General features: G+C 67.1%; 15 protein-coding genes. 8 read left to right on the plus strand and 7 right to left on the minus strand.

Annotation, left to right across the window (positions count from 1 at the left end; translation table 11 throughout):
- The first annotated feature begins 43 nt into the window (after positions 1 to 43).
- The 4 genes from BM337_RS07180 (at position 44) to BM337_RS07195 (ending at position 3,450) form a co-directional block, all read left to right on the plus strand.
- Positions 44 to 682 (plus strand): 50S ribosomal protein L1, encoded by a 639-nt coding sequence (locus BM337_RS07180; protein ID WP_089815323.1) that lies wholly within the window; start codon positions 44 to 46, stop codon positions 680 to 682.
- A gap of 1 nt (position 683) precedes the next feature.
- Positions 684 to 1,739 carry a 50S ribosomal protein L10 gene (locus BM337_RS07185; protein WP_089815326.1) on the plus strand — a complete coding sequence of 352 codons (1,056 nt, stop codon included), beginning with the start codon at positions 684 to 686 and terminating at the stop codon, positions 1,737 to 1,739.
- A gap of 18 nt (positions 1,740 to 1,757) precedes the next feature.
- Entirely contained in the window at positions 1,758 to 2,102 is a 345-nt protein-coding gene (gene rpl12p / locus BM337_RS07190) for a 50S ribosomal protein P1 (protein WP_089815328.1), read from the plus strand.
- Positions 2,103 to 2,217: 115 nt separating this feature from the next.
- Positions 2,218 to 3,450 (plus strand): tripartite tricarboxylate transporter permease, encoded by a 1,233-nt coding sequence (locus BM337_RS07195; protein WP_089815330.1) that lies wholly within the window; start codon positions 2,218 to 2,220, stop codon positions 3,448 to 3,450.
- Between the two features lie 301 nt (positions 3,451 to 3,751).
- On the opposite strand, the gene corA is transcribed toward BM337_RS07195, so the two are convergent.
- The 3 genes from corA to cysS form a co-directional block, all read right to left on the minus strand.
- On the minus strand, positions 3,752 to 4,735 hold the full coding sequence (gene corA / locus BM337_RS07200; RefSeq protein ID WP_089815615.1) for a magnesium/cobalt transporter CorA: 984 nt from the start codon (positions 4,733 to 4,735) through the stop codon (positions 3,752 to 3,754).
- A gap of 129 nt (positions 4,736 to 4,864) precedes the next feature.
- Entirely contained in the window at positions 4,865 to 5,500 is a 636-nt protein-coding gene (locus BM337_RS07205; protein WP_089815332.1) for a DUF6517 family protein, read from the minus strand.
- 111 nt (positions 5,501 to 5,611) lie between these two features.
- Positions 5,612 to 7,099, minus strand: coding sequence for a cysteine--tRNA ligase (cysS, locus tag BM337_RS07210; protein ID WP_089815334.1), 1,488 nt, complete (start codon positions 7,097 to 7,099; stop codon positions 5,612 to 5,614).
- Between the two features lie 129 nt (positions 7,100 to 7,228).
- Between cysS and BM337_RS07215 the strand changes: the two genes are divergently transcribed.
- A complete protein-coding gene (locus BM337_RS07215; RefSeq protein ID WP_177227241.1) occupies positions 7,229 to 8,410 on the plus strand; it encodes an outer membrane protein assembly factor BamB family protein in 1,182 nt (393 codons plus the stop codon).
- A gap of 6 nt (positions 8,411 to 8,416) precedes the next feature.
- Here the strand turns inward: BM337_RS07215 and BM337_RS07220 are convergent, their stop codons facing one another.
- A complete protein-coding gene (locus BM337_RS07220) occupies positions 8,417 to 8,899 on the minus strand; it encodes a DUF7523 family protein (RefSeq protein WP_089815338.1) in 483 nt (160 codons plus the stop codon).
- A gap of 416 nt (positions 8,900 to 9,315) precedes the next feature.
- On the opposite strand from BM337_RS07220, the gene BM337_RS07225 reads away from it, so the two are divergent.
- Together BM337_RS07225 and BM337_RS07230 are read left to right on the plus strand one after the other, a co-directional pair.
- Positions 9,316 to 10,191: a CbiX/SirB N-terminal domain-containing protein gene (locus BM337_RS07225; protein WP_089815340.1), complete on the plus strand. Its 876-nt coding sequence runs from the start codon at positions 9,316 to 9,318 to the stop codon at positions 10,189 to 10,191.
- 2 nt (positions 10,192 to 10,193) lie between these two features.
- A complete protein-coding gene (locus tag BM337_RS07230; RefSeq protein ID WP_089815342.1) occupies positions 10,194 to 11,339 on the plus strand; it encodes a DR2241 family protein in 1,146 nt (381 codons plus the stop codon).
- Between the two features lie 23 nt (positions 11,340 to 11,362).
- Here BM337_RS07230 and BM337_RS07235 read toward each other — a convergent pair whose 3' ends face one another.
- Together BM337_RS07235 and BM337_RS07240 are read right to left on the minus strand one after the other, a co-directional pair.
- Positions 11,363 to 11,923, minus strand: a complete 561-nt coding sequence (locus BM337_RS07235) for a DUF7524 family protein (protein ID WP_089815343.1) — start codon at positions 11,921 to 11,923, stop codon at positions 11,363 to 11,365.
- Positions 11,924 to 12,029: 106 nt separating this feature from the next.
- A complete protein-coding gene (locus BM337_RS07240; RefSeq protein ID WP_089815345.1) occupies positions 12,030 to 12,224 on the minus strand; it encodes a methytransferase partner Trm112 in 195 nt (64 codons plus the stop codon).
- Positions 12,225 to 12,536: 312 nt separating this feature from the next.
- Here BM337_RS07240 and BM337_RS07245 point away from each other — a divergent pair, with 312 nt between their 5' ends.
- Entirely contained in the window at positions 12,537 to 13,802 is a 1,266-nt protein-coding gene (locus tag BM337_RS07245) for a sensor histidine kinase (RefSeq protein ID WP_089815348.1), read from the plus strand.
- Positions 13,803 to 13,905: 103 nt separating this feature from the next.
- On the opposite strand, the gene BM337_RS07250 is transcribed toward BM337_RS07245, so the two are convergent.
- Positions 13,906 to 15,267 carry an adenylosuccinate synthase gene (locus BM337_RS07250; protein WP_089815351.1) on the minus strand — a complete coding sequence of 454 codons (1,362 nt, stop codon included), beginning with the start codon at positions 15,265 to 15,267 and terminating at the stop codon, positions 13,906 to 13,908.
- Positions 15,268 to 15,439 lie beyond the last annotated feature (172 nt).

Genomic DNA, 15,439 nt, shown 5'->3' on the forward strand with positions numbered 1-15,439 from the left:
CACTGACCCGTAGCAGCCTTCGGGCGTACTACGGAGGTGAACAATGGCAGACGAGAACATAGAGAACGCAGTTTCTCGCGCACTAGAGGAGGCCCCGCCTCGGAACTTTACCGAGACAGTGGACCTCGCCATCAACCTGCGCGACCTAGACCTCAACGAACCGTCGAATCGCGTCGACGAGAGCGTCGTGTTGCCTGCCGGCACTGGGCAGGAGACCAGCATCGTCGTCTTCGCGGAGGGCGAGACCGCCCTGCGCGCAGAGGACGTCGCGGACCAGGTGCTCTCCGGCGACGAACTCGCCGAACTCGGCGACGACGACGACGCGGCCAAGGACCTGGCCGACGACACCGACTTCTTCCTCGCGGAAGAGGCGATGATGCAGAACATCGGTCGGTATCTCGGGACGGTCCTCGGACCGCGCGGGAAGATGCCGGACCCCATCGGTCCGGACGACGACGTCGTCGAGATGGTCGAGCGGATGAAAAACACCGTCCAGATGCGGAGCGGGGAACGCCGCACGTTCCACACCCGCGTCGGTGCCGAGGACATGTCGGCCGAGGAGATCGCCGACAACATCGACGTGATCATCCGGCGCCTTCACGCCGACCTCGAGAAGGGCCCGATGAACATCGACTCGGTGTACATCAAGACCACGATGGGTCCGTCCGTGGAGGTGGCCTGATATGAGCGCCGAGGCAGAACGCAAGACCGAGACGATTCCGCAGTGGAAACAGGAGGAGGTCGACGCCATCGTCGACATCCTGAACTCCTACGAGAGCGTCGGCGTCGTCAACATCGCCGGCATCCCGAGCCGCCAGCTCCAGGACATGCGCCGCGAGATTCACGGCTCCGCCGAACTCCGTGTCTCGCGCAACACGCTCCTGAAGCGCGCGCTCGACGAGGCCGACGCGGACCTGAGCGCGCTCGCGGAGTACGTCTCCGGCCAGGTCGGTCTCATCGGGACCAACGACAACCCATTCGGGCTGTTCAAGGAACTCGAGGCCTCGAAGACCCCCGCACCGATCAACGCGGGCGAGGTCACGCCGAACGACATCGTCATCCCCGAGGGTGACACCGGCGTCGACCCCGGTCCGTTCGTCGGCGAACTCCAGAACGTCGGTGCCAACGCGCGTATCGACGAGGGTTCGATCAAGGTCATGGAGGACTCGACGGTCCTCGAGACCGGCGAAGAGGTCTCGGCCGACCTCGCGAACGTCCTGAGCGAACTCGGAATCGAGCCCAAGGAAGTGGGCCTCGACCTGCGTGCCGTCTTCGCCGACGGCGTGCTGTTCGAACCCGAGGAACTCGAACTCGACGTCGAGGAGTACGAGGCCGACGTCAAGGCAGCGGCCTCGGCCGCGTGGAACCTCTCGGTCAACGCCGAGTACCCCACCGCGCAGAACGCCAGCGTGCTCCTGCAGCAGGCCAGCGGCGACGCGAAGGCACTCGCCATCAACGCCGCCGTCGAGGACCCGGACGTCATGCCCGACCTCGTGACCAAGGCCGACGCGCAGGTTCGCGCTATCGCCTCGCAGATCGACGACGAGGAGGCCCTGCCAGAGGAACTCCGCGGTGTCGAGGCACCGGCCGCGACCGCGCAGGACGAATCGAGCGACGAAGCAGACGCATCCGACGAGAGCGACGCCGACGACTCCGACTCAGAATCCGACGAGGCCGAAGCGGCCGAGGACGACGATGACGACGAGGACGCTGGCGACGCGCTCGGAGCGATGTTCTAACACACCCACTACACAACAATGGAATACGTTTACGCAGCACTCATCCTGAACGAATCGGGCGAAGAGATCAACGAAGAGAACCTCACCAACGTGCTCGACGCAGCGGGCGTCGACGTCGAGGAGTCCCGCGTCAAGGCCCTCGTCGCCGCGCTCGAGGACGTCGACATCTCCGAGGCCGTCGAGGAGGCCGCCGCCGCGCCCGTCGCGGCCGGTGGCGCCGCAGCGCCCGCCGAGGGCGGTTCCGACGACGGCGGTGCGGACGAGGAGGAAGCGGCCGAAGAGGAAGAGGCAGCCGACGAAGGCGACGACGAGGACGAGGACGACGGCGAAGGCGGCGAAGGTCTCGGCGAACTCTTCGGTTAGAGCGGTTCGACGAGCCGTTTCTTTTGCGTGAGACGGGTTCGGGAGCGGCAGCGCTGTTGACGTGACTGCCACGGGGCCGCAGCTTTATGACTGAGGACGGGACCAGAGCGCCCAGATGCTCTTCCCGGTCCGGTTCGTCGTCTCCCCTGAGGGATCCGCCGCAGTGCTCGTCGCAATCCTGGCCGGCGTCGCCCTCGGCACGGCGAGCGGGTTGACGCCCGGTCTCCACGCCAACACGTTCGCGCTCGGCCTCGCGGCCGTCGCGTCGTCGGTTCCGGGCCCGCCGACCCTCGTCGGCGCGACGATGCTCGCTGCAGGCACCACGCACACGTTCCTCGACGTGGTCCCCGCGCTGGCGCTGGGCGTGCCCGACCCGGCGATGGCTGCCAGCGCGCTGCCGGGCCACCGACTGGTCATCGCAGGTCGCGGGCGCGAGGCGATCCGGCTCTCCGCGCTCGGAAGCGGGCTCGCCGTCGTCTTCGCGGTCCCGCTCGCGATACCGGTCACGCTCGCGATGCAGCGGGCCTACCCGACCATCCGGGCGCACCTGTCACTCTTGCTCGCCGGCGTGGCCGTGTTGCTGGTCGTCACCGAACGCACGCCCAGCGGCAAGGTCGGTGCGACGCTGACGCTCGTCGCCAGTGCGGCGCTCGGTTTCGTCACGCTCGACCTCACGCCGCAGGCACCGCTCCCGGTCGGCGGGATGCTCGCGCCGCTGTTCGCGGGCCTGTTCGGCGCCCCGGTCCTGATCGAGAGTCTCGGTGGCGGCGGCGTTCCGCCGCAGGACGACGCGACGCTGGCGTTCTCCCGCCGTGACGTCGGCGCCCTCGCGCTCCTGGGGACCGGCGCCGGCGCTATCGTGGGGTACATCCCCGGCGTCTCGGCGGCCATCGCCTCCGCGGCGGCGCTCGGCGTCCTCTCCGGGTCGGGCCCGCGGGCGTTCGTCGTCACGACCAGCGGCGTCAACACGGCGACGGCCATCTTCGCCCTCTTCGCACTGGTCGCGCTTGGCAGCCCGCGAACTGGCGTGCTGGTCGCCGTCGAAAGCGCAGGCATCCCGATCGACCTGCCGGTCCTGCTCGCGAGCGTCGGTTTCGCCGCGGTTGTCGCGGCAGTTCTCGTTCCCGTGCTGGGCGACCGGTACCTCGACTGGGCCCGCCGGGCGAACCAGAACCGCCTCGCTATCGGGATTCTCTCACTGCTGGTGGCACTCTCCTTCCTCTTCGCCGGCTTCGTTGGAATTGGGGCGTTCGGTGTCGCGACGGTGGTCGGGTCCATCCCCGCAAGGTTCGGTGCCAAGCGAGCCAACTGCATGGGCGTGCTACTGGGTCCGCTGGCGCTCTCGTGAGGAGTAGAACTACTTGATTGATCAGTTTGGGTTGAGACGGCTACTGGAGCCACAAACAACAGCCCGAAAGCTCCCTCCCGCCCGGGTCGGCTGACTAATCGGGAGAAACGGGCGGGACTGAAAGGGGCGGCCTGCTGAACGAACCCCGGCGAAGTAAGTACCGCAGGCCGAAGGCCGAGGAACGCAGCGAGCCGCGGGAGTTCAGCAGGCCGGGGCTTTCCTTTGTTGTTGGTAACGTCGTCAGTAGTTCCGTCGGTACTGACCGATCAACACGGTAGTTCCACCACTCACCGAAACTATCTCAGATATAGCCACGCCGCCGGAAGTGAGCGGCCATCGCCACGGCGATGAGGGCCATCACGACGAGGACGGCCGGGTAGCCGTAGCCCCAGCCGAGTTCGGGCATGTTGTACGGGCTGGCGGCCGGATCGAAGTTCATGCCGTAGACGCCGGCGACGAAGGTCAGCGGGATGAAGATGGTCGCGACGACGGTCAGGGTCTTCATCACTTCGTTCGTCGACTGGGAGAGGGCGTTGAGGTAGATGTCGCGCGCTCCGCTGACCAGGTCGCGGTAGGTCTCGGTGAGGTCGGCGATCTGGACGAGGTGGTCGTAGACGTCGCGGAAGTACTTCTCCGTGTCCGGGTCGACCTCGTCGGGGTCGCCGCGGGCGAGGACGCCGACGGCCTCGCGGGCGGGCCACACCTGCTTGCGGAAGGAGAGCAGTTCGCGTCGGACGCTGTTGATCCGTTCGAGGGTCGCCCTGTCGGGGGTCTCCAGGACGTCCTCCTCGATGGCCTCGATCTCGTCCTCGATGCGGTCCAGCAGGTCGAAGTAGTCGTCGACGACGACGTCGATGATTCGGTAGGCGGTGAAGTCGGCGCCGCGGTGGAGCAGGCGCTCGTCGCCGGAGGCGACGGCCCTCCTGACGCGCTCGACGACGGGTGCTGCGCCGGTGGTGACGGAGACGATCCAGTCGTCACCGAGAAAGATCCCGACCGGCGAGGTGGCGACCTCCTCCCGGAACGTCGTCTCGCCGCGGGCCAGCGTCGCGGTCTTGAGCAGCACGAACGTGTGGTCGGGGAACTCCTCGGTCTTCGCCCGGACGTCGTTCCCGAGGTCATCGATAGCCAGGCCGTGGATGTCGAACTCGTCAGCGATGGCATCGAGTTCCGCGTCGGTGACCTCGGTCGCGTGGATCCAGGTCGTGCCAGCGGCGGCCCTGGCCGAGGCGAGGTCGTCGTACTCGGTCGTCTCGCCGTCGCCGTAGACGATAGCGGTGATCATGGGGAACCGGTGGTTCTCGTCGCTCTCACGCCAGCGCGTGTGATTGGCATGGCTCTCCAATGTCTCCGGTCGCCAAAAAGCGTTGGCGCGTCGGGGATCCGATCGTCACCCAGCACCGGCCGGTCCCGCTCAGTGCTGGATGCCGCTGAGCAGGACGTCCTGTCTGTCTTCCTCGTCGGGCAGTTGCTGGGGGTGGACGGCGATTCCGACGACGACGTCGCCCTCGTGGGTGAACTTGGTCACGTGGACGTAGACGCCGACGTCGTCCCCGCCGACGGTCGTCGTTCCCGAGAACTTCACAACCTCTCGCTCGGCCCCGAGGATGGGGACCGTCCGATTGCTGTCCCGCGAGACGTCGTCGATTCCGGCGTACTGCTGGGCGACTTCGGTCACGACGCGGCGTTCAGACCAGTCCGTGGCCGGATTCAGCGCCTGACCAGCCATCTCGATTTGCGGCGTCGTGAACACGATGACGCGGCCGAGTTCCCGGTCGCCGAACGGACCCAGCGAGAGCGTCCGGTTGTACTGCGTGACGTGGTTGATAACGCGGACGGTCCGTTCCTGCCCGGCGACGGAGACGTTTCTGGAGATGACCTGCGTGTCCGAGTTGGACAGCTCGTAGCCCGACCCGTCGAGGGCCGTCTCGGAGACGTTCGCCTCGGCGGATTCGAACGTCGGCGTGTTGCCCAGTACCAGGTCGACGCAGCCGGCCGTCGCGACGAGCAGTGCCAGCAGCGCGATTCCCAGCGTCTTTCGGCGGTTCATACCCGGTTGCTAGGCGTTACTCACCGATAAAGGTCGTCACTGGGGACAGATCCTGACGGAGCGGCGACGTGTCGACCGAAACAGACGAACTGCGGAGGCCGTCGCGTGGCGTCACTCGATCCGGTACGTCGGGCCGTCGTCGGTGTCCTGTACCTCCACGCCGAGGGCCTCGACCTCGTCGCGGAGTTCGTCGGCCCGTTCGTAGTTCCCGGCCTCCCGCTCGCGTTCCCGGAGGTCGAGCACGAGTTCGACCAGGTCCTCGGCGACGGAGACGTCGCCGCCAGCCGACTCGTCGCCGAAGGAGAGGCCCAGCACGTCGCCGCCGAACTCCTCCAGCGTCTCGATTGTCTCCCGGAGGCCCTGGTAGTCGAAGGTGTCGGCGCCGTCGACGTGGACGTTGACCGCGCCGACCAGTTCGGTCAGCGCCGCGAGTGCCTTGCGGGTGTTGAAGTCGTCGTTCATCGCTCGCTCGAACTCGCCGCGCGCCGAGGCGACCGCCGCTCGCAACGACTCGTCCCGCGTGGTGGCGTAGGCGTCCACGTCGTCGCACGCGTCGACGGCTCGCTCGTACCCCCGCTCCAGCGTCTCCCAGCGCTCGGTTGCCTCGGCGATGGTCTCCTCGCTGTAGACGGCGCGGTTGTGGTACGCCGTCGAGAGCAGGAACGTCCGCACGACGTCGGCGCCGTACTCCTCGACGGCGGCCTGGGTGGTGAAGAAGTTCCCCAGCGAGGAGGACATCTTCTCGCCTTTCGTCTCCAGCAGGCGGACGTGGAGCCAGTACTTCGCGAACTGCTCGCCCGAGGCGGCCTCGCTCTGGGCGATCTCGTTCTCGTGGTGGGGGAAGACCAGGTCCTGGCCGCCGGCGTGGACGTCGATGGACTCGTCGAGGTGCGTCATGCTCATCGCCGAGCACTCGATGTGCCAGCCCGGTCGGCCCTCGCCCCACGGTGAGTTCCAGGTCTGGGCGGTCTCGCAGGCCTCCTCGGCCGGTGCGGCGCCCTCGTGGCGGTGGTTTTCGATGGCCGCGGGGTCGACGCCGTCGTCCTTCCAGAGCGCGAAGTCCGCGGGGTTACGTTTCTCCGATTGCTCGTCGGGGTCGCCCTGTGCTTCGATTTCGTCGACCTGCTGGTTCGAGAGCTTGCCGTAGTCTTCGAAGCTGGTGACGTCGAAGTACACCGAGCCGTTCGATTCGTAGGCGTACCCATTCTCGACGAGCGTCTCGACGAGGTCGACGATCTGGGGGACGTGCTCGGAGACCCGCGGGTACACCTCGGCGCGGTCGAGGTTCAGCGCCCGCATGTCGTCGATGACCGACTGGACGTAGTGGCGGGCCACGTCGGCCTCGCTGTCACCGACTTCGCCGACGCGGGCGACGATCTTCTCGTTGACGTCGGTGAAGTTCTCCACGTGACGGACGTCGTAGCCCAGCCAGCGGAGCCAGCGGCACATCACGTCGACGTGGACCCAGCCGCGCGCGTGGCCCAGGTGAGAGGGGTCGGAGGTCGTCAGGCCGCAGTAGTAGAACAGCACCGAATCGGGATCCCGTGGTTCGAAGGCCTCTTTCTCACCCGTCAGCGTGTTCGTCACGCGCAGCGTCATTGTGAACGAAAAGTCGGTCGGGGCGCTTCAAACCGTCGAATGGCGGCGAACGAGTGTGTCGTGTCGGTCCGTTCCAGCGGGGACGGAGAGTCGTCAGGATTATGTCGTGACTGCAGGTTTGCACAGTCGATGCCCTCCAGACGAGCCTTCCTCTCCGGCGTGGGAGCAGTCACGATCACCGCGACGGCGGGGTGCCTCGACGGCGCGACGCCGTACTACGCCGGCCAGGACGACCCCGATACCAGCTGGTGGCCCCAGCCGACCTTCGACCGATACGGAACCTGCTACAACCCGCAGTCGGTCGGTCCCACCGACGGCGTCAGCGAGCGCTGGAGCGTGGAGATATCCAGCCCGTCGGCGCGACCGGTCGTCGCCGATGGCACCGCGCTCCTCCCGACGGCCGACGGCGTGGTGGCCGTCTCGGCAGCCACCGGTGACGAGCAGTGGCGCGAGCGCGGCGATGACGACGACCCGGTGCTGTGGCCCCGCGACGTCCTCGTGCACGACGGCACCGTCTACGTCGCCGTTATCGGCGAGACGGGGATATACGCACTGGATCTGGAGACGGGCGAGCGTCGGTGGACCTTCTCCGAACCCGACCACGGCGTCCAGACGCTGCTGATCGAACCCCGTGATGGGTATCCGATGCTGTTCGCCGGCGCCCACGACACCGTCTACGGGCTCGACCCGGAAACCGGCGAGCGTCGGTGGCGCCGCGAGGTGTTCGGAGAGGTGATGGGTCTCGTGCTCGGAATTCCAGAACTGCTCGTCGCGACGCAAGGTGGCGAACTGTACGCACTCTCCCGCGACGACGGGAAGGGGTACTGGCGGCGGAACTTCCACGGGATGTGTACCGCACTGGGGACGACAACCTGGGGTGGGCCGTACGTGAGCTTTTTCGGCGGCCCCACGTATCGGCTCGACGACTACGGGAAAATCGAGTGGCGGGCTGACAGTTACACCAGGGGCTCGTTCGTCCTCACTGGCGATACGATATTCACGGCCGGACACCGGCTCCAGGCCCGGAAATCGAGCGGCGGTGACGAACGGTGGACCGCCGGTGAGACGACGGACTGCGGTCCGGCGGCAGCGGGCGAAACGGTCTACGCCGCCAGCGACACCGCGGTGACAGCATACCGGTTCGACGGGGGCACCGGCGTCGGGCCACTCCGCACCAGTGCGAAGCGGTGGTCCCACGAGGTCGAAGGCCGGCCGGCAAAAGGGATCGCAGTCGCAGACGGTGCGGTGTTCGTCCTGACCGAGGGCGGCAACGAGACATCTTCGATGGCCTACGCGCTGGAGTCGGCGTGACGCAATTCAGGCGTCGACGGCCGCCTCGACCGCCCTGATAGCGTCAGCCCCGACTCGTCGTTCGACGACGACCACGATGGCGTCTTCCGTGACGCCTGCCGCTTCCACCTCGATACCGGCAGTCTCCAGGCGTCCCAGGACGCGCCGCAGGACGCCCGCGTCGACCGACCCCGAGCCGACGATGGCTGTGGACCCGCCGCCCTCCGCGGCGAAGCCGACCTCGCCGACGGCGAGTAGGGGCTCCGCGCCGGCCGCGGGGCCGATTCCGCTCTTCATCGACACCCGGACGTCGCCGCCCGCCGGTTCGAACTCGTCGAGTTCGTCGCCGAAGCGCCGCAGCGCGGTCGCGATGGCGTCGCGTTCGCCCTCGACCGGGAGGTACCGGGCCGCCGCACTGTAGTTGAGCACGCCCGCCCGGAGCGCGTCGAAGAGGAACGGTTCGTCGCGGACCGCGTCGCGGGTCCGCTGGGCGAGAGATTTCGATCGCATGTCCCTCTTCGAGTGGTGTATCCCCAAAAGTGGCGCGGGTTTGGAGTATGGGTGACCGATTGGCATTGCAGCGAGAGAACAACGCAAATTGAAACCGCGAACATCGAGAAAGCCCCGACCGCGTGACCTCCCGCGGCTCGCTGCGGGTGGTTCGAGAGACGCTCCGCGTCTCTCGTCATCACGAAAGAGCGGAGCTCTTTCGAAAGACTTCGCTCCCTCCGGTCGCTGCAGTCCTTACGTCGCCGGGGTTCGGCCACGCGGTCACCCCTTTCAGTCCCACCCGGCCTGGACAATCAAGCCGGGCGGGGCTGTCTGGTTGTTCGTTCCGTTGTTGCCATCACAGGCGGGTACACACTCTCGTACCCAACTAGTCCAGCGAAGCCCCTAAGTCTCGGCTCACGCAAGGACAACCCAACATGCAAGCGCTGGTCATCGCGGCCCACGGGTCGCACCTCAACGCCGGGTCCTCACAGCCCACGTTCGACCACGCGGACACCATCCGGGCGGTGGGCGCGTTCGACGAGGTTCGCGAGTCCTTCTGGAAGGAAGAGCCCTCCTTCCGGGAGGTGCTCAGGACCGTCGACGCCGACGAGGTGTACGTCGTCCCGCTGTTCATCTCGGAGGGCTACTTTACCGAGCAGGTCATCCCGCGGGAGCTCCGCCTCGACGGCTGGGACCCCGAGGACTGGGACTCCGACGGGACGAGCGCGACCCACACGACGCTGACCGCGAGCGACACCGGTCAGACCGTCCACTACTGCGGCCCGGTCGGGACGCACGACTCGATGAGCGACGTCATCGTCCAGCGGGCGGAGTCGGTGACGGGCGACCCCGACGTGGGCGATGGGTTTGGCCTGGCCGTCGTGGGTCACGGCACCGAGCGCAACGAGAACAGCGCGAAGGCTATCGAGTACCACGCCGACCGCATCCGGGAGTCCGGCCGCTTCGACGAGGTCCAGGCGCTGTTCATGGACGAGGACCCGGAGGTCGACGACGTCACCGACTTCTTCGAGAGCGACGATATCGTCGTCGTCCCGCTGTTCGTCGCCGACGGCTTCCACACCCAGGAGGACATCCCCGAGGACATGGGGCTGACCGACGACTACCGGACGGGCTGGGAGACGCCGGCCGAAGTCGACGGCCACCGCATCTGGTACTCCGGCGCGGTCGGGACGGAGCCGCTGATGGCCGACGTGGTACTGGAACGGGCGGCCGACGCGGGCGCGGACGTCGAGGCCGCGATAGACGAAGTGCGGTCGACGGCCGGCGGATCGCCGGCCTCGGGGGACTGACGATGCGGGACGACCAGGTCGCGGCCGCCGAGGACGCGGCCATCGACGGCATCGACTTCGACGGACTCCGGATCTCGCCGGCCGGCGCGGAGTACCACCTCCTGATCGGTGACGGGAAGCCCCGCTCGGTCGCGAACGACGAACTCGGGGCGGCACTGTCGGCCCACGCCAACTACGTCACGAACTGGTACTACTGGCACGCCGTCGCCCCGCAGAAAGCGGACCGCTGGGCGTTTCTCCGGTGGGTCGAGCACGCCGAGGATCTCGGCGTCGAGCGCCGGTACGCCGCGATGGCCGACGGCAAGTTCGCCCGGAACTGGGGGCAGCTCAGGATAACGGTCACCATCGACGCGGACGGCGAACGCCGGTACGGACTCCGCCACGTGGACGACGCCGACGAGCCCGACACGACCCTCGACTCCCACGACGACCCGCTCGACGCGCGGACGCTGACCAAGTACGACGACGACGGCCAGTTCCGGCCGCTCAAGACCGCGCCGACGCTCCAGACCGGCTGGCAGTTCACGGACCTCTCCGGCGCCGCCCTCGTCGAGGCGGTCGACTTCTTCTACCCGGCGACGGTCACCAACTGGCATCGGGAGCGAGGGGCTGAACGGAGTGACGCCCCGGCCGGGCGAGCGGGAGCGGAGCGACACGCGAGCCAGGAGGGCGACCTCGACGTCTCCCACTGGCGCGAGACGATGGAGCGCCAGACCGGCATGTACGGGCTCGTCCAGACCTGGGACCGCGGTGAGGGCCACGAACACGTCGAGTGGGTCGCCGAAGCCTGCTGTGACGACTCCCAGTGTCTCAAACGCCGGGAGTGGCAGTACGACGAGGAGACGGAACTCGACGCGCCCGGCGGCGAGGGTGAGTTCCCGTGTCGCGAACCCTGCTCGCTCGTCGTCGCTGCCGCGCGCGAGTGGACGAAGCTCGAATCCGAGGAGTCACGGACCTACGAGTTCGAGCTGACGCCCAGCGAGAAAGAACAGATCGAGACGATCATCGACGCCGTCGCCGACGGCAGGGCCGACGAAATAAGGGACGCGGACGTCTCCGACGGCGCCAACCGCTACCGGGCCCGGTTCCTCCGCGCGAAGCTGTTCGACGAGGACGGCAACCTGGGCGGCGTGGAGACGGGCGAGTAGTCAGCGTCGAGACGGGCGCGTAGTCACTCCGCGTACGCCAGGAAGAGACCGACGAGTACCGCGAAGAAGACGACGGCCGAGCCGAACTGGACGATCGGTGACTGGACGACGGCGACCACCGCGGCGGCGAGCAACAGCGCGACCCCGGCCAGCAGGAACACCGGTGAGCCGATGCGGTCGGCCAGGGAGGGACCGCTGCTCGACTCGGGTTCCTTCGGCTGGGGCTTCGAGAGCGACTCGTCGACCTGAACCGGCTGCTCGGATTCAGCAGGCTCCACGAGGTCGACGTCGACGTAGCGCGTCTCGGCGCCGTAGCTCGTGACGACCTTGAGCTTGCCGTGGCCCGTCGCGCCGCGGTCGACGGTGACCCGAACGGGGCGTTCCGACTCGGCCTGGACGTAGTGGTTGTTCGCGTCGAGGGTCGCCAGGCGTGAGAGCGGATCGTCGAGGTGGAGGTGGACGTGGACCGCCTCGCCGTGGTTGACCAGCAGGACGTCGAACGACCCGTCGGTCTCGATTCCGGTCGGCACGTCCAGCGAGTGGAGGGACTCGCGGTTGAGGTGGACGGGCAGCGTGTCTGGCACGATACTGTCTCTCCGGCGGGACGGTAGAAAAAGGTTGATACTGCCCGAAAACCGGTGAGCGATACTATAAGCGGGTGACGATTCAGTAGCGATCCGTCCGGCGTTCTCAGGCGGGGATGTCGTCGCGCATATCCGGCGGCAGGAGGTTCGGGATGCCCTCCTCGATCGGATACCGTTCGCCACACTCGGTGCAGGTGAGCGTGCCGTCGATGACGTCGTCCCCGTCACGCTCGTCGACGGTCAGTTCGAGTTCCTGCTTGTCGAGGGGACAGCAGATGATGTCCATCAGGTCCTCTTTCATACCACGGTATCCGGACTGACCCGTAAAAAGAATGCCGGGTGTCGAGAGGGTCGTCTTCTCGGCCCGGCAACTGATACCCGCGCGAGCGTCCCGTACTCTCGGATGTGATACTGGAGGCGGTATCCTTACAATTCCACCCCAGTTAGTACCGATGTGGAACTGGCCAGGGACCCGTTCTCAGCGGTACTCACGGAAACACCGACTGTGATACGAGGTTTACCGTTGCAGAATGTACACGAAGTGACGTCGATCGCGGGAGTGGGGATCTCGGCTGCACTGGCAGCTACGGTCCTCTCTCTCGCAACCGTCGGTGTGCTTCTGTACGCCACGACCCGAAGCCTCGACGACGTCGGTCGCCAGCAGTATCCCATCCTGGCGAGGTGGACGGTCGGCGGGTTCCTGGGAGCGGGCGTGGTCGGGGCCCTGGTGCTCGGGTTTCAGCCGGTAAACGACCGCGTCGAACTCGCTGTCGGGGTCTTCCAGCTCGCGCTCTGGGGCACGGTCGGTGGAGCTCTCGCCGGCGTGCGTATCGCGCAGGGTGAAGCCGCTCGGGCCACCAGCGAGCGCGAGCGGCACCGCTGGCGCTCGCTCTTCAGGAACGTCCCGGCGGCGATCGCCGACCTCACCGTCGAGAATGGCACGCTCGTCATCGTCGCCGCCAACGACGCCTTCCGGGACTGGTTTCCCGTCGTCGAAGACGACGAGAGACCGGCGTTCAGGTCGGTCGTGGCCGTCGATACCGACGACGCCGACCTGATCTCAGCTGTCGAAAACGGGCGTACCGTCGTGGTCAATTTCTCCCTGTCGACTGCCGACGGGCGGCGGTACTACCGACTTCGCCTCTCTCCTTACAGCTACGGGAACGTCGAGCAGCGCGCGCACGTCATGCTCACCGACGGGACCGAACTCAAAGAACTGGAACAGGAACTCCAGCGGACCGTCGCAGAGCTTTCGAACAAGAACGACAGACTCGAACGGTTCGCGAGCGTCGTGAGTCACGACCTGCGCAATCCGCTGAACGTCGCGTCCGGGCACCTCGAACTCGTGGACGCACCCGAGGAAGAGGAGCGACTCCAGAAAGTCGCCAACGCCCTCGACCGAATCGACGACCTCGTCAACGACCTGCTCGACCTCGCCCGGGAGGGCCGCACCATCGACGACCCCGTCCCGCTGGACCTCCGTGAAATCGTCCAGGCCTGCTGGGAAACCGTCGATACGGGTCAGATGGACCTGGCTCTGGACGTCGACGCCACCGTGCTCGCGGACGAAGACCGACTCATGCAGTTGTTCGAGAACCTCTTCCGGAACGCCCGCGAGCACGCGGGTGACGACGTCACAGTCACGGTGGGCGAACTCGACCACGCGAAGGGCTTTTTCGTCGCCGACGACGGCCCGGGGATTCCCGAGGACGAGCGCGACGACGTCTTCGAACCCGGAACGACGTCGACGTCGGACGGAACCGGCCTGGGATTGAACATCGTCCGCGATATAGCGCGAGGCCACGGCTGGACGGTCGAACTGACCGAGTCCGCAGACCACGGCGCCAGATTCGAGTTCGCCGGTGTCGACCGGCGGTAACCGGACGGAGCGTCCCCTTTCGTCGGGTCGAACTGACGACTGATACCGGTCGGTGGCGGCGAGAATCTGGCAACTCGATGGGGCGGTGACCCGCCCACGAACCTCAGAACGGTCGTTCGCGAACGATGGTCTCCGACCGGCCCGGGCCCAGACCGATCGCGTATATCGGTGCGCCGACCTCGTCCTCGATGTATTCGAGGTAGGTCCGCGCGTTCTCTGGGAGCGCCTCGTATCCCTCCTCGGCGACGGCGGCCCAGTCGGCCGCTGCCCAGCCGTCGAACGAACGGAAGTTCGGTTCGCAGGCGGCCCACTGTTCGGTCGTCGCGGGCATCGTCTCTCGCTCTTCGCCGTCGAGGGTGTACGTGTGGCCGACCTTCAGTTCGTCGAGGCCGGCGAGGGTGTCGACGTGGTTCACGGCGAGGCCGGTGAATCCGCTGACGCGGGCAGCGTGGCGGAGCATCGGCATGTCCAGCCAGCCGACCCGCCGCGGGCGGCCGGTGACGGTGCCGTACTCGTCGCCCTCCTCGCGGATGTGCTCGGCCAGTTCCTCGTTGCGGCCCTCCGTGGACTCGTCGTAGCCGGGCGTGTCGCCGACGACCCCGCCGAGTTCGGTGGGGAGCGGGCCGCTCCCGACGCGGGTGAGGTAGGCCTTCACGATGCCGATGACGTCGCCGTCGCCGACGACGGTCGGACCGAGGCCGGTGCCCGTGCAGGCCCCGCCCGCGGTCGGGTTGGACGAGGTGACGTACGGGTAGTTGCCGTGGTCGATGTCGATGATGGTGCCCTGGGCACCCTCGAACATGACGTTCTGGCCGTCGTCGATCTGTCGGGCGAGGAAGTCGCCTGCGTCGACGAGCATCCCCTCGCGCTCCATGCGCGCGCCGAACTCGCTGTACTCCTCGAACAGCGCGTCGACGTCGAACGCCTCGTCCACGTCCACGCCGTACACTTCTTCGGCCAGCGCCCGCTTTTGCGGGACGACGTACTCGAGACGGTCCCGGAGGACGTCGGGGTCGGTCAGGTCGCCGATACGGACGCCGCGACGTCCCGCCTTGTCCTCGTAGGTCGGCCCGATGCCGCGGCCGGTGGTGCCGACTTCCTGGTCCGTCTCGCTCTTGACGTCCTCCTCGATGCCGTCGAGGACGCGGTGGAACGGAAGGATCGTGTGTGCGCGCTCGGCGACCCGTACGTCGGGTTCGAGTCCGCGCTCGCGGAGGGCGTCTATCTCGTCGAACAGCGTTCGCGGGTTGACGACGCATCCGTTACCGAGAACGCCGACCTTGCCGCGTACGGCTCCGCTCGGAACGAGCGAGAGTTTGTACTCCTCGCCGTCGTCGACGACGGTGTGGCCGGCGTTGTCGCCGCCCTGGTAGCGAGCGACGACGTCCGCGTCGTCGCCGTACAGGTCGACGATGCCGCCCTTCCCCTCGTCGCCGAGCTGCGAGCCGACGATGGTTACGGTCATCAGTCGGGACTTTCGGGGGCCGTGGTAAACAGATTACGGTCCGAAACGCCCCGTTACGGTCGCCCGCCTCAGGACCACGATAGCTTTATACACACCTTACTCGAAAATTAGACCAGCGAAGGACCCGGTCGGACAGCAACTTTTAAATCCTGCAAACACAAGTTAACAATTG

It is taken from the genome of Halomicrobium zhouii, assembly GCF_900114435.1.
In the GTDB taxonomy this organism is placed as follows: domain Archaea; phylum Halobacteriota; class Halobacteria; order Halobacteriales; family Haloarculaceae; genus Halomicrobium; species Halomicrobium zhouii.